The organism is Microbacterium sp. ABR10, from assembly GCF_057812175.1.
Genome location: NZ_CM173821.1, coordinates 1806631 through 1825489, shown reverse-complemented (window position 1 = coordinate 1825489; position 18859 = coordinate 1806631). Strand labels below are relative to the sequence as shown.

The window sequence follows — 18859 nt, the reverse complement described above, 5'->3', positions numbered from 1 at the left end:
GCCGGAAACTCCTCCACTCCCGGACGTCGGTCCCGCCGTGCGCGCAGGTGCGAACGGCGAGGCGAGCCTCCGAGCGGAGGACTTCCGGCCGGGGGAGGATCCCGGGCGCGTGCGACGTCCTCCGTCCCCCGAATCTCCTCCGCTCCCGGGCACGACGGGTCGCAAGCGCCACACGACGAAGCCCGCCGACGCCCCAGAGGGCGCAGCGGGCTTCGTGGCGAACGGACGGCTCAGGCGAACTCGTCATCGTCGTCGTAGCGCACGACGATGTCGCCCGCGGCATCCTGGGACACGATGACCCCGGTGTCGAGCTCGGCGACGGGGCGCCCCTCGAGGAACGTCAACGTCCACCGCGGGGCGGGCGCGCTGAGCCCGTCGGGATTCAGCGCCTCTTCGACCGCGGCGATCTGCGCGTGCAACGCCTCGGGGACGGCCTTCGGCGGCTGCTCACGGGCGGTCCAACGGGTTCCGAGCTGCATCAGTCCTCCTGGGGTGCGAACACGATGTCGGTGACGGTGGTGGTGTCGCCCTCGGCGAAGGCGATCGTCTCGATGCGCCCTACGGCGCGCAGGTCGCCCTCAGCGAGGCGCAGCGCCTCGACGTGGGGGCTGGCAACCGTGAGCGATGTCACGGCCGTCTTCTGCGAGGCTTTCGCCTCGGTCTTGGCGCGACGGATGCCGATGAGCGCGGCGCTGACGGCGGTGAGCACGGCGGGGTCGCCGTCGATGCCGAGCGGCTCCGGCCACGCGGCGGTGTGCACCGAACCCTCTTCGAACCACGACCAGGTCTCTTCAGCGGCGAACGACAGCACGGGGGCGAACAGGCGCACCAGCGTCGAGAGGGCCGTGCGCAGCGCGAGAGCGGCCGAGGCCTGACCCACGTCGGACCGGTCGTACGCGCGCTCCTTCACCAGCTCGAGGTAGTCGTCGCAGAACGTCCAGAAGAACGACTCGGTGATCTCCAGCGCCCGCGCGTGGTCGTACGCCTCGAAGGCGGCGGTGGCGTCTCGAATCACGGCGTCCAGGGTCGCGAGCATCGACGCGTCGAGGTCGTGCGTGACCTCGGCGCCCTCGGGCACGGGGAAGGACAGTACGAACTTCGCCGCGTTCAGCAGCTTGATCGACAGGCGCCGACCGATCTTCACCTGAGTCGGGTTCTGCGGGTCGAAGGCGGCATCGGTGCCCAGGCGGCTCGACGCCGACCAGTAGCGCACGGCGTCGGAGCCGTGCTGCTTCAGGATGTCGGCGGGAGTGACGACGTTGCCCTTCGACTTCGACATCTTCTTGCGGTCGGGATCGACGATGAAGCCCGAGATCGCGGCATCCGTCCACGGCGCGCGGTCGTCTTCGAGGGTGCTGCGCAGCATCGTCGAGAACAGCCACGTGCGGATGATGTCCTGGCCCTGCGGGCGCAGGTCGAACGGCGCCACGAGGTTCCACAGCTCCTCGTCGCGCTGCCAGCCGCCGGCCAGCTGCGGGGTGAGCGAGGAGGTCGCCCAGGTGTCGAGGATGTCGCGCTCGGCGTCGAAGCCGCCCGCCACGCCCCGCTGGTCTTCGGTGTAGCCCGGGGGCACGTCGGTGGTCGGGTCGACGGGGAGCGAGGCGAGGTCGGGCGTGAGCACGCGGGAGTAGTCCCGCTCACCGTTCTCGTCGAGGCCGTACCAGACCGGGATCGGCACACCGAAGAAGCGCTGGCGCGAGACGAGCCAGTCGCCGGTGAGACCGTTGGTCCAGTTCTCGAAGCGCACGCGCATGAAGTCGGGATGCCACGACATCTCGCGCCCGAGGGCCACGAGGCGCTCGCGCAGCTCGGCATCCCGAGCACCGTTGCGGATGTACCACTGGCGCGTCGACACGATCTCGAGCGGACGGTCGCCCTTCTCGAAGAACTTGACGGGGTGGGTGAAGGGCTTCGGGGCGCCCTCCATCGCACCGGACTCCTGCAGCAGCTCGACGATGCGCTTCTTGGCGCTGAACACGGTTTTGCCCGCGAGCTCGTCGTACGCCGCCTTCGCGGCATCCGTCACGATGACATCGGGAGCCTCGGCGACGATCCGGCCGTCCTTGCCGATGATCGTGCGGTTGGGAAGGTCGAGCTCGCGCCACCAGATGATGTCGGTCACGTCACCGAAGGTGCAGATCATGGCGATGCCCGATCCCTTGTCCTTCTGCGCCAGCGGGTGCGCGAGCACCGGCACCTCGACATCGAAGAGCGGGGTGCGCACGGTCGTGCCGAAGAGGGGCTGGTAGCGCTCGTCGTCGGGGTTGGCCACGAGCGCGACGCACGCGGCGAGCAGTTCGGGGCGGGTCGTCTCGATGAACACGTCGCCCGAGCCGTCGGTCTTCGCAAAGCCCACTCGGTGATAAGCGGCTGGCTGATCGCGGTCCTCGAGTTCAGCCTGGGCGATCGCCGAGCGGAAGTCGACGTCCCAGAGCGTGGGCGCCATCGACTGGTACGCCTCGCCGCGCTCGATGTTGCGCAGGAACGCCAGTTGGCTCGTGCGGATCGAGTCGTCGGAGATCGTCCGGTAGGTCTGCGTCCAGTCGACGCTCAGCCCGAGCTCGCGGAAGAGCTCCTCGAACTGCTTCTCATCCTCGATCGTCAGCTGCTCGCACAGCTCGATGAAGTTGCGGCGGCTGATCGGCACCTGGTCGGCGGCCTTGCTGCTCTTGTTGTCGCCGCCCGCGAACGGCGGGGTGAAGTCGGCGTCGTAGGGGAGCGACGGATCGCACCGCACGCCGTAGTAGTTCTGCACACGGCGCTCGGTGGGAAGACCGTTGTCGTCCCAGCCCATCGGGTAGAACACCGTCTTGCCGCGCATGCGCTCGAAGCGCACCTTCACGTCGGTGTGCGTGAAGGAGAACACGTGGCCGATGTGCAGGCTTCCAGATGCCGTCGGCGGCGGGGTGTCCACGGAGTACACGCCCTGGCGACCGACTTCGGCGGCGCGCAGGCGGTCGAAGACGTACGTGCCGCGCTCGTTCCACGCGGCGTCCCACTTCTGCTCGAGGCCTTCCAGGGCGGGCTTGTCGGGAATGGTGGCCATGCGGGTACTCCTCGAGCGATATGGGCGGCACTGTGTGAGCGTGCCTGAAGGGTGTGGCATCCACGATACCGGGGGCGGGGCCGCGGCGCGGGCAGGGCGCCTCCGTGGCCGCGTGAGTGTCCACGACACCAGGGAGCGGTCGGAGATCGTCCGGGTGTCGTGGACACCCACGCGACGAGGCGACCCGTGCGCGCTATGGTCGCGCATTCGCCGCGGGCGAGCGCGCGGGGGCCGGGGTTTCCGCACCGGGTCCAGGAACGCGGGTAGGCTGGAGGTTCCCCATCGAGATTTCCGAGGTCTCTCCATGCCTTCTGTGCACACCCGCCGCGTGCTGACGGCGGTCGCCGTCGCCGCTGTCGCCGCCCTGTCCCTCTCCGCGTGCGCGGGGTCCGACCCCGAGGCCTCCGGTGACGGCGAGATCGTCTGGGCGATCGAGGGCGCCAACCTCTCGGCCGGGCACATGGACCCGCAGACCAGCCAGCTCGATGTGTCGGCCATGGTGCAGCGCGCCGTGCTCGACTCGCTGGTCTACCAGGAGGCCGACGGCTCGTTCTCGCCGTGGCTCGCGACCTCGTGGGAAGTCGAAGACGGCGGTGCGAGCTACGTCTTCCAGCTCCGCGACGACGTGACCTTCCACGACGGCACGCCCTTCGACGCGGCGGCCGTGAAGGCGAACTTCGACCGCATCGTCGATCCCGAGACGGCGTCGGCGCAGGCGGCATCCATGCTCGGAGGCGACCTGTACGGCGGCACCGACGTGGTTGACGACCACACCGTACGCGTGCGCTTCTCGCAGCCCTACGCACCGTTCCTTCAGGCCGCCAGCACGTCGCTGCTCGGGTTCTACTCCCCGGCCGTGCTCGAGACCAAGGCCGACCAGCTCAAGGCCGGCGGCCCCGGCGTCACGGTGGGAACCGGCCCGTTCGAGCTGACCGAATACACGCCCGACCAGGACATCGTCTACACCCGCAACGACGACTACACCTGGGGCCCCGACGGCACCGGGGCGCCGAGTTTCGAGACGCTGCGCGTCGACATCCTGCCCGAGGCCTCGGTGCGCGTCGGCGCCCTTTCCAGCGGCCAGGCCGATGTCGTGACGAACCTGCCGCCGAACCTCGTCAGCCAGGTTCCCGCCGACGACACCGTCGAGTCGCTCGAGTACCCGGGTCTGCCCTACTCGCTCTTCCTCAACGAGAAGTACGGCGTCTTCGCCGACCAGAAGGTGCGCCAGGCCTTCACCCGTGCCATCGACGTCGACACCGCGGTGCAGGAGATCTTCTTCGGCCAGTACCCGCGTGCGTGGAGCATCCTCGGCTCCACCACCCCCGGCTACGACGCGAGCCTCGAGAACTCCTGGCCCTTCGACCCGTCGGCGGCGAACGCCCTGCTCGACGAGGCGGGCTGGACGGGCCGGGATGCCGACGGCATCCGCACCAAGGACGGCCAGCGCCTCACCGCCCGCTGGATCGCGTGGACTCCGGTGCCCGACGATCGCGCCGCACTCGCGAACGCCGTGCAGAGCGACCTCAAGGCGGTCGGCTTCGACCTGCAGCGCGAGGTGCTCGAGCCCGGCGCCTACAACGAGCAGTACGGCCCGAAGACCTTCGACGTCACCGATTGGGGCTTCTCGGGCGTCGACGCCGATCTGCTGCAGAGCCACCTCGCAACCGACGGGTTCCAGAACGCCTCGCAGGTGAGCGATCCCTCCCTCGACGCGCTGTTGGAGCAGGGTGCCTCGACCACCGACGCCGCGGCCCGCAACGCCGTGTACGCCCAGGTGCAGCAGTGGAACGCCGAGCACGCCGCCATCGTGCCGCTGTACAGCCCCGCGCTGATCAGCGCCGTGCGCCCTGACGTGAGCGGCCTGACGTTCGACCTCTACGGTCGTCCGCTGTTCGCCACCGCGTCGGTCGGCTGAGACCCCGCCCGACGACAGACCCCGGATGCCACGCTCTCGCTCCCGCGCGATCTTCTCGCGCCTCGGCGGGATCGTGGCATCCGTCGTTCTGGTTCTCTGGGGTGCGGCGACGCTGGCGTTCGTGGCGTTCCGCATCATCCCGGGTGACCCCGTCGAGGTGATGCTCGGGCCGCAGGCGCAGGTGAGCGACGCGGTCAAGGACGCGATCCGCGCCGACCTGGGGCTGGACCGACCGGTCTTCGAGCAGTACGGCGCGTTCGTGGGCCGGCTGCTCCGCGGTGACCTCGGGGAGTCGTACCAACTGCGCCTCCCGGTGGGTGAGGTCATCGGTCGGCAGCTCGGTCCGACCCTGCAGCTCTCGACGCTCGCCCTGGTCATCGCGGTGGTGCTGGCTCTGGCATCCGCCCTGCTCGTGCGCGGGCGGACGGGCCGAGCCGTGGCATCCGGGATCGAGCTCGTCATACTCTCGTCGCCGGTGTTCTGGACGGGCCTGGTGCTGTTGAGCGTGTTCTCGTTCCAGCTCGGGTGGTTTCCGGTGTCGGGGGCGAGGGATGCCGCGGCGATCGTGCTGCCGGCGGTCACCCTCGCGCTCCCGGTCGCAGCTCTGCTGTCGCAGGTGCTGCGCGACGGGGTGGAGGCGGCCGAGCGGGAGCCGTTCCTGTTGAGCGTGCGCGCGCGGGGGGCGACGCCGCTCCGCGAGAGCGTCCACCACACGTTGAGACATGCGAGCGTGGGCGGTCTGACACTCGCCGCATACCTCGTCGGTTCGCTGCTCGGTGGGGCGGTGCTCGTGGAGACGGTGTTCGCACGGCCGGGAATCGGGCGCGTGACGCTGACGGCCATCACCGACCGCGACCTGCCCGTGATCACCGGTGTGATCCTGTTGAGTGCGCTGGTGTTCGTCGTCGTGAACACCGTGGTCGACATCGTCGTGCCGCTCATCGACCCGCGTCTGCGCGCGCCGACCACGGCGCTGGACATCCGCACGGCGGTGCCCTCATGAGCGCTGTCGTGGGCCTCGCCCGGGATCGGACCGGCGATACCGGCGCCGACGTTGGCCCGGCGGTCGCCTCGTGAGCGCGACCACCGCCCGCGCGCGGCTCCGCCCCGGCCGCACCGTCGCCCTCTCGCTCGCGGGCGTCGTCCTGGCCGTCATCGCCCTGGCGGCGGTGGCTCCGGCTCTTCTGGCCACCCACGACCCGCTGCTCACCGACGTGCGCGCGGCGCTCCAGCCGCCGAGTCCCGCGCACTGGTTCGGCACCGATCAGAGCGGCCGCGACGTCTACTCGCGCGTCGTCTTCGGTGCCGGTCGCTCGGTCGGCATCGGCCTGCTGGCCACGGGGCTCGCGCTGGTGATCGGCGTCATCGCGGGCTCGCTCACCGCGGTCGCACCGCGCCCTGTCGACACGGTCGCGATGCGCATCGTCGACGTGCTTCTGGCGTTCCCGGAGTTCCTCGTGGCGCTGCTGGTGGTGGCGGTGTTGGGACCCGGGCCGGCGAACGTCGCCCTCGCGGTCACCATCGCGGCCGTGCCCGTCTACATCCGTCTCGCGCGCGGACAGACGCGCACCCTCGCCACCGCCGAGTACGTCGAGGCGGCACGCATCAGCGGAGTGCCCGCCGTGCTCGTGCACGTGCGCCACGTGCTGCCCGGCGTGCTCGGCGCGGTGAGTGTGCTCGCGACGATCGGTGTCGGCACCTCGATCCTGGCGGCCGCGGGTCTGAGCTTCCTCGGCCTCGGTCCGACCGAGCCCACACCCGAGTGGGGTCTCATGCTGTCGGCCGGGCGCAACCTGCTGTTGCAGGCGCCGTGGGTCGCGGTCTTCCCGGGTCTGGCGATCACCGCGACAGTGGTCAGCGTGAGCGTCGTCGGCCGGATCCTGCGGGCGCGCGCCGAGGAGCGCGGGGCATGAGCGGGCGGGAGGCCGGGATGCCGCACGCGCGCCGAGGGCCGGGCTCGAGGACACCGGACTCCGGGGGGCGGCTCGCGGACGGGGTGCATCTGCGCGGCCTGCGCATCGACGGGCCCGACGGCTCGATCGTCGACGGTCTCGACCTCGACGTGGCACCCGGGGAGTGCGTCGCGATCGTGGGGGAGTCGGGCGCGGGCAAGTCGCTCAGCGCCCGGGCGCTGCTCGGTATCGTGCCGGACGAGCTGTCGTGGTCGGTTGAATCGCTCGAGGTCGACGGGGTCGACGCGGGGTCTCTCACCGAACGGCAGTGGCGGGCGCTGCGCGGAAACCGCATCGCGCTCGTGTCGCAGGACGCGCTGGTCTCACTCGACCCGCTGCGACGGATCGGGGCGGAGGTCGCCGAGCCCGTCCGCATCCATGAGCCGTCCGTGCGCGGCCGCACCCTCGCCGACCGTGTGCGCGTCATCCTGGAACGTGTCTCGCTGCCCGAGCCCGACCTGCGCGCACGCCAGTACCCGCACGAGTTGTCGGGCGGTCTGCGCCAGCGCGCTCTCATCGCCTCCGCTCTGGCAGCGCATCCGGCTGTGCTCGTCGCGGACGAACCGACGACGGCCCTGGATGCCACCGTGCAGGCGCGCGTCCTCGACCTCCTCCGGCGGATCGCCGACGACGGCGTCGCCGTGGTCTTCATCAGTCACGACCTCGGTGCCGTCGCTCGGGTGGCCGACCGCGTCGCGGTGATGCACGAGGGCCGCGTCGTGGAGACGGGCGCCACGGCCGACGTGCTGGCATCCCCTCGCCATTCCGTCACGAAGGAGCTGGTGGCGGCGGTGTCGCACGAGCCGCTTGAGCGCGAGTCCCGGTCGGACGCGCCGATCTTCGCGGCGAACCGCGTGACGAAGCGGTTCGGTGAGCGGGTCGCTGTCGACGACGTCTCGTTCGAGGTGCGGCGCGGCCGCACGCTCGCGGTCGTGGGGGAGTCGGGGTCGGGGAAGACGACGCTGGCGCGCATCGTGGTGGGTGTCTCCGCCGCGGATGCCGGGGAGCTCGTCTTCGATGGACGGCCGTGGGGGCGCGCGGTCGCGCGCGGAGCGGACCGGCGGCGCGTGCAGCTGGTGCAGCAGAACCCGTGGGGAGCGCTCGACCCGCGGTGGAACGTGGGCCGCACGCTCACCGAGGCCGTCGCCGCCGCGGGTGTCGCGCGCTCCGCGCGAGGATCGACCGTGGCCACCCTGCTCGAGGAGGTCGGGCTGTCGACGGCCTTCGTCACTCGCCGACCGGCGCAGCTGTCGGGCGGTCAGCGTCAGCGCGTCGCCATCGCCCGGGCCCTGGCCGCGTCGCCCGATCTGCTCGTGCTCGACGAACCCGTCTCGGCGCTCGACGCGACGGTGCGGGCGCGGATCCTCGAGCGGCTGCTCGACCTGCAGCGCGAGCGGGAACTGGCGATGGTCTTCGTCACCCATGACCTCGACGTGGTGGCGGCGGTCGCCGATGACGTGATCGTGATGAAAGACGGCCGGGTCGTGGATTCGGGCGCTGTGTCACGCGTGTTCGCCGCTCCCGGGCACCCGTTCACACGGGAGTTGCTGGCCGCCGCCGGCCTCCGCGCGCCCGGTGCGTGAGCCCGCGCGGCTACCGGCCGAGTCGAGTGTCCACGACATGCCGTATCCACCGGGGCCGGGCGGCGTGTCCTGGACACTCACGGGAGCGGCCCGGACCAAGCGTTGAGCGTCCACGACGCGCCGCATCCGCCGGACGTGAGCGGCGCGTTGTGGACACTCGCGGGAGCGGGCTGCACGCGGTGTTGAGTGTCCACGACATGCCGTATCCGCCGCGACCGGGCGGCGTGTTCTGGACACTCACGGGAGCGGGCCGGACCAGGCGTTGAGCGTCCACGACGCGCCGTATCCGCTGGGCGTGAGCGGCGTGTTGTGGACACTCGACGATCTTCGGCGGCATCGCGCGACCGGCGGGGTGTCCTACGTGCACAGAGCCGCCGCGCCGAACGCGGCGAGCGCGTAGACTCGGTCCATCAGCACCGATCCGGCCATCACCGGGGAGCTCGCGGAAGAAACGGGTCCAGACCCCGAGTAGAACCGCGCGGGGCAGGCCCGTCACAGCCGCAGTGAGAGCGGCGCACCCGCGAGGGTGCGCAATGCAGGGTGGTACCGCGGTCCGCACGGATCGTCCCGGCGAGTAGACCTCGACCCGCGGAGTGACATGACCTACCCACGCCCCTCATCCTTCGGCCCCGCCGCCGACCCGGCAGCGACCGGCACGGCCTCGACCTCGGATGCCGCCACCCGCGGTACCGCGACCCCGGATACGTCGGCCCCGGCTGCCGCGACCCCGGCGCCCGTGCAGGCCCCGGCATCCGTCGTCCCGAGCCCCCGGTTCCCGGCCATCGAGGACGACACGCTGGCGTTCTGGAAGGCCGACGACACCTTCCGCGCATCGATCGCGAACCGCGAGGGCGCCGAAGAGTGGGTGTTCTACGACGGTCCGCCCTTCGCCAACGGGCTGCCGCACTACGGGCACCTGCTCACCGGCTACGCGAAGGACGTCTTCCCGCGCTTCCAGACGATGCGCGGCAAGAAGGTCGACCGTGTCTTCGGGTGGGATACCCACGGCCTCCCGGCCGAGCTCGAGGCGATGAAGCAGCTCGGGATCACCGAGAAGGACGAGATCGAGCGCATGGGCGTGGCGACCTTCAACGCCAAGGCCCGCGAGTCGGTGCTCGAGTACACGCGCGAGTGGCAGGACTACGTCACCCGCCAGGCGCGCTGGGTCGATTTCGACCGCGGTTACAAAACGCTCGACACGACCTACATGGAGAGCGTGCTCTGGGCCTTCAAGACCCTGCACGACAAGGGCCTCGCCTACGAGGGCTACCGCGTGCTGCCGTACTGCTGGCGCGACGAGACGCCCCTGTCGACGCATGAGCTGCGCATGGACGACGACGTCTACAAGATGCGTCAGGACCCCTCGGTCACCGTCACCTTCCCGCTCGTCGGTGCCAAGGCCGAGGCGCTCGGCTTCACCGGTGTGCGCGCCCTCGCGTGGACGACGACGCCGTGGACCCTGCCGACGAACCTCGCGCTCGCGGTGGGTCCCGGCATCCGGTACGCCGTGATCGAGGGCGGCCCGAACGGCGCCGCCGACGTGCACCGCGCACCCGACGGCACGGCCGACGAAGCCTTCGAGGCCGTCGCGCACCGGTATCTGCTGGCCGAGGACCTGCTGCCGAACTACGCGAAAGAACTCGGGTACGAGACTCCGGATGCCGCCCGCGCGGCCGTCGAGACGACGATCTCGGGCGCCGAACTCGAGGGCGTGTCCTACGACCGCCTCTTCGACTACTACGCCGATGCCGAGATCTGGGGCACGCAGAACGCCTGGAAGATCCTCGTCGACGACTACGTCACCGTGTCGGACGGCACCGGCATCGTGCACCAGGCACCGGCCTACGGCGAGGACGACAAGCGTCTCGCGGATGCCGCGGGCCTTCCCACGATCATCTCGCTCGATGACGGCGGACGGTTCCTCTCGGCGGTCACCGACGTGGCGGGGGAACTCTGGTTCGAGGCGAACCGCCCGCTCATCCGCCTGCTCACGCAGGCCGGGCGCCTGTTGCGCGAGGCGTCGTACGAGCACTCTTACCCGCACTGCTGGCGCTGCCGGAACCCCCTCATCTACAAGGCCGTGTCGAGCTGGTTCGTCCGCGTGACCGACATCAAGGACGACCTGCTGGCGAACAACCAGCAGATCACCTGGGTGCCCGAGAACGTCAAAGAGGGCCAGTTCGGCAAGTGGCTCGAGGGCGCACGCGACTGGTCGATCAGCCGCAACCGGTACTGGGGCTCGCCGATCCCGGTGTGGAAGAGCGACGATGCGAACTACCCGCGCGTCGACGTGTACGGCTCGCTCGCAGACATGGAGGCCGACTTCGGCCGCCTGCCCGTGAACGCCGACGGCGAGGTCGACCTGCACCGTCCTTACATCGACGACCTCACTCGCCCCAACCCCGACGACCCGACGGGCCGTTCGACCATGCGCCGCATCGAGGACGTGCTCGACGTGTGGTTCGACTCCGGCTCCATGCCCTTCGCCCAGGTGCACTACCCGTTCGAGAACCACGACTGGTTCGACGAGCACGCCCCCGCCGACTTCATCGTGGAGTACATCGGGCAGACCCGCGGCTGGTTCTACGTGATGCACGTACTCTCGACCGCCCTGTTCGACCGCCCCGCGTTCACGGGCGTGTCGTGCCACGGCATCGTGCTCGGCAACGACGGGCAGAAGATGTCGAAGTCGCTGCGCAATTACCCCGACGTGCGCGAGGTGTTCAACCGCGACGGCTCGGATGCCATGCGGTGGTTCCTCATGTCGTCGAGCGTGCTGCGCGGCGGCAACCTCGTCGTGACCGAGGAGGGGATCCGTTCGGGCGTCCGCGAGTTCCTGCTTCCGTTGTGGAACGCGTGGTACTTCTTCGCGACCTACGCGAATGCATCCGGTGCCGAGGGCTACGAAGCCGAGTGGCGCACCGACTCCACCGATGTGCTCGACCGCTACATCCTCGCGCTCACGGGCGACCTCGTCGAGGGTGTCGCGGGCGACCTCGAGGGCCTCGACTCCACGACTGCCGCCGAGCGCCTGCGCGACTTCGTCGAGGTGCTGACGAACTGGTACATCCGCCGCTCGCGCGACCGCTTCTGGGTGGGTGTGACCGACGACCCCACGAGCCGCGAGGCCTTCGACACGCTCTACACGGTGCTCGAGACGCTCACCCGCGTCGCCGCCCCGCTGCTGCCGCTGGTGACCGAGCGCGTCTGGCAGGGCCTCACCGGCGGTCGGAGCGTCCACCTCGCTGATTGGCCGGATGCCACGGCGTTCCCGGCGGCCGAAGACATCCGCACCGCGATGGACACCGTCCGCGAGGTCTCGAGCGTCGCCAACGCGCTGCGTAAGCGCGAGGGCAAGCGCGTGCGCCTGCCGCTGCCGCGTCTGACGGTGGTGACCCCGGATGCCGCGGGCCTGGCGCAGTTCGACGACATCCTCCGCGAGGAGCTCAACGTCAAGAGCGTCGAGCAGGTCGCCCTGCAGGACGGCACGGCGGCTGAGTACGGCATCACCCACCGCCTGTCGGTCAACGCCCGCGCCGCGGGTCCGCGCCTCGGCAAGCAGGTGCAGCAGGCGATCAAGGCCGCCCGTGAGGGCGACTGGAGCGAGGTCGACGGACAGGTCGTCGCCGGTGGCATCCCCCTCGAACCCGCTGAGTACGACCTCGTGGTCGAGACCGCCGGTCGCCCCGAGGGCGAGGCTCTCGCCGTGCTGTCGTCGGGCGGCTTCGTGCTGCTCGACACCGTCACCACCCCCGAGCTCGAGGCCGAGGGGCTGGCGCGCGACATGATCCGCGGCATCCAGGACACCCGCAAGGCCGCCGGCTTCGACGTGAGCGATCGCATCTTCCTGTCGCTGACGTTCGTCGAGGACGCCGACGCCCAGGCGGTCGCCCAGGCCTTCGACGAAGCGGGGGTGGCATCCGAGACCCTCTCCGAAGCCGTCGTGCTGGCCGGACCTGAGGGCCGTCTCGTCGAACGCGGTGCAATCGCGCCGGCCGAGTACGAGACCGTCATCGCCGCGAAGACCTACGCGAACGTGGGCTCCGTCACGGTCGCCGTCGCGCGGATCGGAGCCCCCGCATGAGCGACCGCACCAGAGCCGACGCCGTCTACAGCGCGCTGCTCGAGCGTCAGGGCGAGCAGTGGGTGCAGCCGCGCGTCGAGCGCACGCGCCGCGTGCTCGAGCTGCTCGCCGACCCGCAGCGCACGTACCGCGTGATCCACGTCACCGGCACGAACGGCAAGACCTCCACCAGTCGCATGATCGAGAGCCTGCTGCGCGCCATGGGGCTTCGGACGGGCTTGTTCACCAGCCCCCACCTCGAACGTTTCACCGAGCGCATCCTCATCGACGGAGAACCCGTGGCGGATGCCGCGATCGCCGACGCATGGGACGAGATCCAGCCGTTCGTGGACATGGTGGATGCCGAGCTCGCCGCGGCCGGAGACGCCCCGTTGACGTTCTTCGAGCTGCTCACCGTGCTCGCGTTCGTCGTCGCGGCCGACGCGCCGATCGACGTGCTCGTGCTCGAGGTCGGCATGGGCGGGGAGTGGGACTCCACGAACACCGCCGACGGCGACGTCGCCGTGTTCACGCCCATCGACATCGACCACGTCGATCGGCTGGGCTCGACGATCGCCGAGATCGCCACCGTCAAGGCCGGCATCATCAAGCCCGGCGCCGCGGTCGTGTCGGCCGCGCAGCCCGACGAGGCGCTCCGCGTCATCCGTGCGCGCGCCGAGAAAGAGGGTGCGACGGTGTCGGTCGACGGCGACGGTTTCGCGCTCGAGGAGCAGACCCTCGCGGTGGGCGGGCAGCAGCTCTCCATCCGCGGCGTCGCCGGCAGGTACGCCGAGGTCTACCTGCCGCAGTACGGCGCGCACCAGGGCCGTAACGCGGCGCTGGCGGTGGCCGCGGTCGAATCCCTCATCGGCGGGGGTACGCAGCCGTTGGCCGGCGAGGTGGTCGCCGACGGTCTCGGCAACGCCACCTCGCCCGGCCGCCTGCAACTCGTCGGCACCGCGCCGACCGTGCTCGTCGACGCGGCCCACAACCCGCACGGGGCGCGGGCGCTGGTCACGGCCCTCGACGAGGCGTTCGACATCGACGAGTGGGGCGCCGTGGTCGGCATCCTCGACGGGAAGGATGCGGTCGGCATCATGTCGGCGCTCGTGCCCGCCGTGGCCCGCGTGTTCGCGACCGCCCCCGACAGCGACCGTGCGATCGACCCCGACGTGATCGCCGACGTCGCCGAGGCGGCCGATCTCCCCGTCACCGTGCACCCCACCCTCGAAGACGCCGCCGACGCCGCGCGCGCGTGGGCCGTAGAGTCGGACCGCCGCGCCGTCGTCATCGCCGGCTCCGTCGTGCTGGCGGGCGAAGCCCTGCGTCTGTCGGCGCTGGAGGACTGGAAGTCAGGGTGGCAGGCGTGAGTCCTCGCGAACCCCGCGCTCCGCGCCCCCGCCGTCAGCGCGGTGCGCAGGAGTCGCTCGGCGCCGTCGTGCTCGGCTTCGAATCGGTCATCGTCTTCCTCGGCGGCCTTGTCGTCTACGGCCTCAAGGTGCTGCCGTTCGGGATCGAACCGTGGTGGGGCATCGTCGGCGGCGTCGTGATGGCGATCGCGATGGTCGCCGTCTCGGGGATGCTCCGTCACCGCTGGGCACTCTTCGCCGGATGGGGGCTGCAGGTGCTTCTCCTGCTCGGCGGATTCCTCGTTCCCGCCCTCGCCGTGGTCGCGCTCATTTTCGGCGGTATGTGGGCGTATGCGACGATCAAGGGAGCGGCCCTCGATCGCGCGAATGCGCGGCGCGCCGCTGACCCCGACCTCTCGAACGGAGAATGACCCATGGCCACCGAAGAGACCCTCGTCCTCGTCAAGCCCGATGGCGTCGCTCGCGGCCTCACCGGCGCGATCCTCGCCCGCATCGAGGCGAAGGGCTACGCGCTCGTCGACATCCGCCTCGTCGAACCCGACCGTGAGACGCTCGCCCAGCACTACGCCGAGCACGAGGGCAAGCCCTTCTACGAGCCGCTGCTGGAGTTCATGCTCTCGGGCCCGTCCGTGGCCATCCGTCTCGCGGGCAACCGCGTGATCGAGGGCTTCCGCTCGCTCGCCGGCACCACCGACCCCACCACCGCCGCCCCCGGCACGATCCGCGGCGACTTCGGCCGCGACTGGGGCCTGAAGGTGCAGCAGAACCTCGTCCACGGCAGCGACAGCGTCGAATCCGCCGAGCGCGAGCTCGCGATCTGGTTCGCCTGATCCCGGATGCCATGGTGGCCGCTACCCCTCGGGGTGGCGGCCATCGTCATTCCTGCGTCCCGCGCGGCGGCGCAGGGTCGGTGATCCGCGCACGGTGAGCGGCATCCGGGGGATTCGGGCTGAGGATGTGCACATCGCTGAGGCTGTGCACATCGCTGAGCGTGGGCGCAGGGTGCGGCGCAGGGTCGGTGATTCGCGCACGGTGAGCGGCATCCGGGGGATTCGGGCTGAGGATGTGCACATCGCTGAGGCTGTGCACATCGCTGAGCGTGGGCGCAGGGTGCGGCGCAGGGTCGGTGATTCGCCTCAGGTAAGCGGCATCCGGGGGGTTCGGGCTGAGGTTGTGCACATCGCTGAAGTTGTGCGCACGGTTACGGCGCAACGTCAGCGGTGCGCGCCGGTTCTCCATCCGAGGCGCGGTTCTCCGCGCACGGCGGGCACGGCTGACGGCGACGGAACACGGCAAGGGGTCAGAACTGCGCGAGCACGTTCAGGCGTACCTGCGCGAGTACCGCGACGACGACGAAGGCTGCCAGCGTCATCAGCGGCACCCACACCATCAACCGGTCCGCGACCGCGCGCACCCGAGCGCCTGGGAGGACGCCCTCGCGCAGCACGTGCAGCGTGACGACGAAGAACGACGGGATCACGACCGACCACGTCACCATGCACCACGGACACAGCGTCGCGAGCACGAACAGGCTCTGCGCGATGAGCCAGATCACGAAGGTCAGCGCGAGGGCGAAGCCGAGCCAGAACAGCGCCCAGAACCAGCGGGCGAACCGGGCGCCGGCCAGCAGCGCGACGCCGACGACGATCGGGGCGATCCAGGCCGAGAGACCGATGATCGGATTCGGGAAACCGAAGACCGCGCCCTGAGATGACTGCAGGTTCGCCGAGCACTGCACGAGCACGCTGATGTCGCAGGATGCCGCAGCTCCCGGGTTCTCGAGTTGATGGAAGCGCTCCATCGTCAGCGAGAAGGCCGCCCACCAGCCGACGATGCCGGCGAAGATCAGCCAGGTCGCGACGATGACCGGGCGTCGGGGGGTGACGGTTTCGCTCATACGGCAATCCTGCCACCGTGACTTTTCCGAGCGCTGAGGACGTGGCATCCGTGTGTCCGCGCGCGTCTGCGACGGACGGTCGGCATTCCGCGGAGGGCGAACCGACGTGTCCGCTGGCCCTGGCGCCGGTCCGTGCGATAATGAAGGCCGATGTGACCGCGGCCGCGCCGCAGGAACATCACCCAGAAGACTTCGGGCGACGACCGCCCTTCGCAGCACGAGCCGCAGGCCTGCTGCAGACCGAATGAGTTCGCGGCCCCGCCGGGTGCGGCGCTGCATGAGATTTCGTCGGGCGACGCGCGGTGTCGCCCGCCAGGGAGAACCCCCGACATGGCCGATGTGACAGACGATCAGACCCCCACCGACGAGAGCGCGGCCGACACGTCCGCGCTGAATGCGCCCGACGCGCCGGCCGTCGGGGGCGAGAGTTCAGCCCAGGCCGACTCCGCCGACATCGACGGATCGGCCGCCGACGAAGACGAGGCGGCGGTTCAGGATGCCGTGGACGCCGTCGCCGAAGACACCGGGGCCCCCGCTGTGCTCGAGGCCGACGATGCGCAGACCGCTGCTCCGGTGGAGAGCGCCACGGCGGAGAGCGCCACGGCGGAGAGCAACACCGCGGTGACCGAGACCGCCGACGCCACTCGCGACGACATCGCGCCCGCGGCACCCGCTGCCGACGAGCCTGCTCCGGCGGAGTCCCCGGCGATCGAGGCCCCGGGCGACACCGAGCCCACGGCCGAGGCGGCAGCGCCCGCAGTCGGCGAGACCCACGCCGCCCCCGAGGCTCCCGCCCAGCCGGAGCCCCAGCCCGAGGCGGCTGAGCCGGAAGCCGCGGCCGCACCCGAGAAGCCCGCCCGCCCGACCGCGGTATCGCTCGGCCTGCTGCCCGAGAACTTCGTGTCGGCCGTGTCCACGGCGCTGCACTTCTACGCGCCCGCGCTGCCGCCGCTCGCGCTGCGTGACGACTTCGACGATCGTGACGACCGCGACGACGAGGGCCCTGCCGAACGCGTGTCCGCCAACGCCCGTCGCCGCAACCGACGCCGTGGCGGCACCGAACCCGCCCCGGTCGAGCAGAACGACCCCCCGGCCGCCCCCGTCCGCCAGCGCGCCGTCGAGGTCATCACCGAACCCCAGCGCATCAAGGGCTCCACCCGTCTCGAGGCCAAGAAGCAGCGCCGCCGCGACGGGCGCGAGGCCGGGCGTCGCCGCCCCGTCGTGACCGAGGCCGAGTTCCTCGCCCGGCGCGAGGCGGTCGACCGCGTCATGGTCGTCCGCTCCAAGGCCGGTCGCATCCAGATCGCCGTGCTCGAAGACAACGTGCTCGTGGAGCACTACGTCGCCCGCAATCAGGACGCCTCCCTCATCGGAAACGTCTACCTCGGCCGTGTCCAGAACGTGCTGCCCAGCATGGAGGCCGCGTTCGTCGACATCGGTCGCGGACGCAACGCCGTGCTGTACTCCGGCGAGGTCGACTGGGAGGGCGTGGAGACCAACAACCAGCCCCGCCGCATCGAGCTCGCCCTCAAGTCGGGCGACCGTGTGCTCGTGCAGGTGACGAAAGACCCGGTGGGCCACAAGGGCGCGCGCCTGACCAGCCAGATCTCGCTGCCGGGCCGCTACCTCGTCTACGTGCCGAACGGCACGATGAACGGCATCTCGCGCAAGCTCCCCGACACCGAGCGGGCCCGCCTGAAGAAGATCCTCAAAGAGGTCCTTCCCGAGTCGTCCGGCGTGATCGTGCGCACGGCCGCCGAGGGCGCCACCGAGGAGCAGCTGACCCTCGACGTGCAGCGCCTCACCTCGCAGTGGGAGCACGTCTCGAGCCAGCTCAAGACCATCCAGGCGCCCGCCCTGCTGCACTCCGAGCCCGACCTGCTGGTCAAGATCGTGCGCGACGTCTTCAACGAGGACTTCACGCGCATGCTCATCCAGGGCGAAGAAGCGCTGCAGACGATCTCGAGCTACCTGCAGGGCGTGGCCCCCGACCTGCTCGAGCGCGTCGAGAAGTACGACGGCGAGCAGGACCCGTTCGACGCGTTCCGCGTCACCGAGCAGATCGAGAAAGCCCTCGACCGCAAGGTCTGGCTGCCCTCCGGCGGCTCGCTCGTCATCGACCGCACCGAGGCGATGACGGTCGTCGACGTCAACACCGGCAAGTTCGTCGGCTCGGGCGGCAACCTCGAAGAGACCGTCACGAAGAACAACCTCGAGGCGGCCGAAGAGATCGTGCGCCAGCTGCGTCTGCGTGACATCGGCGGCATCATCGTCGTCGACTTCATCGACATGGTGCTCGAGTCCAACCGCGACCTCGTGCTGCGCCGACTCATCGAGTGCCTCAGCCGGGACCGCACGAAGCACCAGGTCGCCGAGGTCACCTCGCTCGGCCTCGTGCAGATGACGCGCAAGAAGCTCGGTCTCGGTCTGCTCGAGACCTTCAGCGAGGCGTGCGAGGTGTGCGCCGGTCGCGGTGTCGTCGTGCACCACGACCCGGTCGTCAAGCACCGTCTGTCGGGAACCGCGAACGGCAATGGCAACGCGAACGGCGGTTCTTCGAACCGTCGTGGACGCGGAGGCAACGCCGGTTCGTCGAACAACGCGTCTTCTTCCGCATCGAACACCGGTCACAGCACCGGCAACGGTGCGGCAGCGGCCGCGAACGGCGGCACGCACGTCATCACCGAGGGCGTGAAGTCCGCGCTCGCCCAGATCGCGGCATCCACCGTCAAGCCCACCGTCGACGACCCCGCCGTCGTCGAGGCGGCGGTCGTGGCATCCGTCGAAGCCGTCCTCGAGGCGAAGGTCGAAGCCGACGCGCCGGCACCGGCGCGCGAGAAGCGCCCGCGCAAGAAGCGCGAGCCCAAGACGCCGCGCACCGAGAAGGACGCCCTGCTGGAGTCGGTGCTCGAGGCGCTGCCCGAGCCGAAGGCCCCGGGCCAGGGCCGTTCGCGCCGTCGCGTGACCACGGCTGCCCTGACCGGCACCCCTGTGAACGCGCAGCCCACGACGGAGTCCTGAGCACGACGA

13 protein-coding genes are annotated in these 18859 nt (G+C 70.6%); 9 read left to right on the top strand and 4 right to left on the bottom strand.

The window, feature by feature from the left end:
* Positions 1-230: 230 nt before the first annotated feature.
* Together ACXKZF_RS08385 and valS are read right to left on the bottom strand one after the other, a co-directional pair.
* Positions 231-479: a hypothetical protein gene (locus tag ACXKZF_RS08385; RefSeq protein ID WP_243222276.1), complete on the bottom strand. Its 249-nt coding sequence runs from the start codon at positions 477-479 to the stop codon at positions 231-233.
* Positions 479-3046 (bottom strand): valine--tRNA ligase, encoded by a 2568-nt coding sequence (gene valS, locus ACXKZF_RS08380; protein ID WP_488983928.1) that lies wholly within the window; start codon positions 3044-3046, stop codon positions 479-481. Before valS ends, ACXKZF_RS08385 begins: the two co-directional genes overlap by 1 nt.
* A gap of 304 nt (positions 3047-3350) precedes the next feature.
* Here valS and ACXKZF_RS08375 point away from each other — a divergent pair, with 304 nt between their 5' ends.
* From ACXKZF_RS08375 to ndk, 8 genes are all read left to right on the top strand, one after another.
* Positions 3351-4964, top strand: a complete 1614-nt coding sequence (locus ACXKZF_RS08375; protein WP_488983927.1) for an ABC transporter substrate-binding protein — start codon at positions 3351-3353, stop codon at positions 4962-4964.
* A 25-nt stretch (positions 4965-4989) separates the two neighbouring features.
* Positions 4990-5967: an ABC transporter permease gene (locus ACXKZF_RS08370; protein ID WP_488983926.1), complete on the top strand. Its 978-nt coding sequence runs from the start codon at positions 4990-4992 to the stop codon at positions 5965-5967.
* Between the two features lie 70 nt (positions 5968-6037).
* Positions 6038-6877, top strand: coding sequence for an ABC transporter permease (locus tag ACXKZF_RS08365; protein ID WP_488983925.1), 840 nt, complete (start codon positions 6038-6040; stop codon positions 6875-6877).
* A complete protein-coding gene (locus ACXKZF_RS08360; protein WP_488983924.1) occupies positions 6874-8499 on the top strand; it encodes a dipeptide ABC transporter ATP-binding protein in 1626 nt (541 codons plus the stop codon). Before ACXKZF_RS08365 ends, ACXKZF_RS08360 begins: the two co-directional genes overlap by 4 nt.
* A 598-nt stretch (positions 8500-9097) precedes the next feature.
* Positions 9098-12583: an isoleucine--tRNA ligase gene (gene ileS, locus ACXKZF_RS08355; RefSeq protein ID WP_488983923.1), complete on the top strand. Its 3486-nt coding sequence runs from the start codon at positions 9098-9100 to the stop codon at positions 12581-12583.
* Complete coding sequence (locus tag ACXKZF_RS08350; protein WP_488983922.1) at positions 12580-13932, top strand: bifunctional folylpolyglutamate synthase/dihydrofolate synthase; 1353 nt, start codon at positions 12580-12582, stop codon at positions 13930-13932. The genes ileS and ACXKZF_RS08350 overlap by 4 nt, the downstream gene beginning before the upstream one ends.
* Complete coding sequence (locus tag ACXKZF_RS08345; protein ID WP_488983921.1) at positions 13929-14342, top strand: DUF4233 domain-containing protein; 414 nt, start codon at positions 13929-13931, stop codon at positions 14340-14342. Before ACXKZF_RS08350 ends, ACXKZF_RS08345 begins: the two co-directional genes overlap by 4 nt.
* 3 nt (positions 14343-14345) lie before the next feature.
* A complete protein-coding gene (gene ndk / locus ACXKZF_RS08340; protein WP_055954335.1) occupies positions 14346-14762 on the top strand; it encodes a nucleoside-diphosphate kinase in 417 nt (138 codons plus the stop codon).
* Between the two features lie 46 nt (positions 14763-14808).
* On the opposite strand, the gene ACXKZF_RS08335 is transcribed toward ndk, so the two are convergent.
* A complete protein-coding gene (locus ACXKZF_RS08335) occupies positions 14809-15171 on the bottom strand; it encodes a hypothetical protein (RefSeq protein WP_488983920.1) in 363 nt (120 codons plus the stop codon).
* Between the two features lie 61 nt (positions 15172-15232).
* Positions 15233-15829, bottom strand: coding sequence for a vitamin K epoxide reductase family protein (locus ACXKZF_RS08330; protein ID WP_488983919.1), 597 nt, complete (start codon positions 15827-15829; stop codon positions 15233-15235).
* Positions 15830-16159: 330 nt separating this feature from the next.
* Here ACXKZF_RS08330 and ACXKZF_RS08325 point away from each other — a divergent pair, with 330 nt between their 5' ends.
* Positions 16160-18850, top strand: coding sequence for an Rne/Rng family ribonuclease (locus tag ACXKZF_RS08325; RefSeq protein WP_488983918.1), 2691 nt, complete (start codon positions 16160-16162; stop codon positions 18848-18850).
* Positions 18851-18859: the final 9 nt, after the last annotated feature.

What these genes read in the sequence shown, in the direction of transcription:
- ACXKZF_RS08385 (WP_243222276.1), bottom strand. Translation starts at nt 479, where the DNA reads ATGCAGCTCGGAACCCGTTGGACCGCCCGTGAGCAGCCGCCGAAGGCC.
- valS (WP_488983928.1), bottom strand. Translation starts at nt 3,046, where the DNA reads ATGGCCACCATTCCCGACAAGCCCGCCCTGGAAGGCCTCGAGCAGAAG.
- ACXKZF_RS08375 (WP_488983927.1), top strand. Translation starts at nt 3,351, where the DNA reads ATGCCTTCTGTGCACACCCGCCGCGTGCTGACGGCGGTCGCCGTCGCC.
- ACXKZF_RS08370 (WP_488983926.1), top strand. Translation starts at nt 4,990, where the DNA reads ATGCCACGCTCTCGCTCCCGCGCGATCTTCTCGCGCCTCGGCGGGATC.
- ACXKZF_RS08360 (WP_488983924.1), top strand. Translation starts at nt 6,874, where the DNA reads ATGAGCGGGCGGGAGGCCGGGATGCCGCACGCGCGCCGAGGGCCGGGC.
- ileS (WP_488983923.1), top strand. Translation starts at nt 9,098, where the DNA reads ATGACCTACCCACGCCCCTCATCCTTCGGCCCCGCCGCCGACCCGGCA.
- ACXKZF_RS08350 (WP_488983922.1), top strand. Translation starts at nt 12,580, where the DNA reads ATGAGCGACCGCACCAGAGCCGACGCCGTCTACAGCGCGCTGCTCGAG.
- ndk (WP_055954335.1), top strand. Translation starts at nt 14,346, where the DNA reads ATGGCCACCGAAGAGACCCTCGTCCTCGTCAAGCCCGATGGCGTCGCT.
- ACXKZF_RS08335 (WP_488983920.1), bottom strand. Translation starts at nt 15,171, where the DNA reads ATGGAGAACCGGCGCGCACCGCTGACGTTGCGCCGTAACCGTGCGCAC.
- ACXKZF_RS08330 (WP_488983919.1), bottom strand. Translation starts at nt 15,829, where the DNA reads ATGAGCGAAACCGTCACCCCCCGACGCCCGGTCATCGTCGCGACCTGG.
- ACXKZF_RS08325 (WP_488983918.1), top strand. Translation starts at nt 16,160, where the DNA reads ATGGCCGATGTGACAGACGATCAGACCCCCACCGACGAGAGCGCGGCC.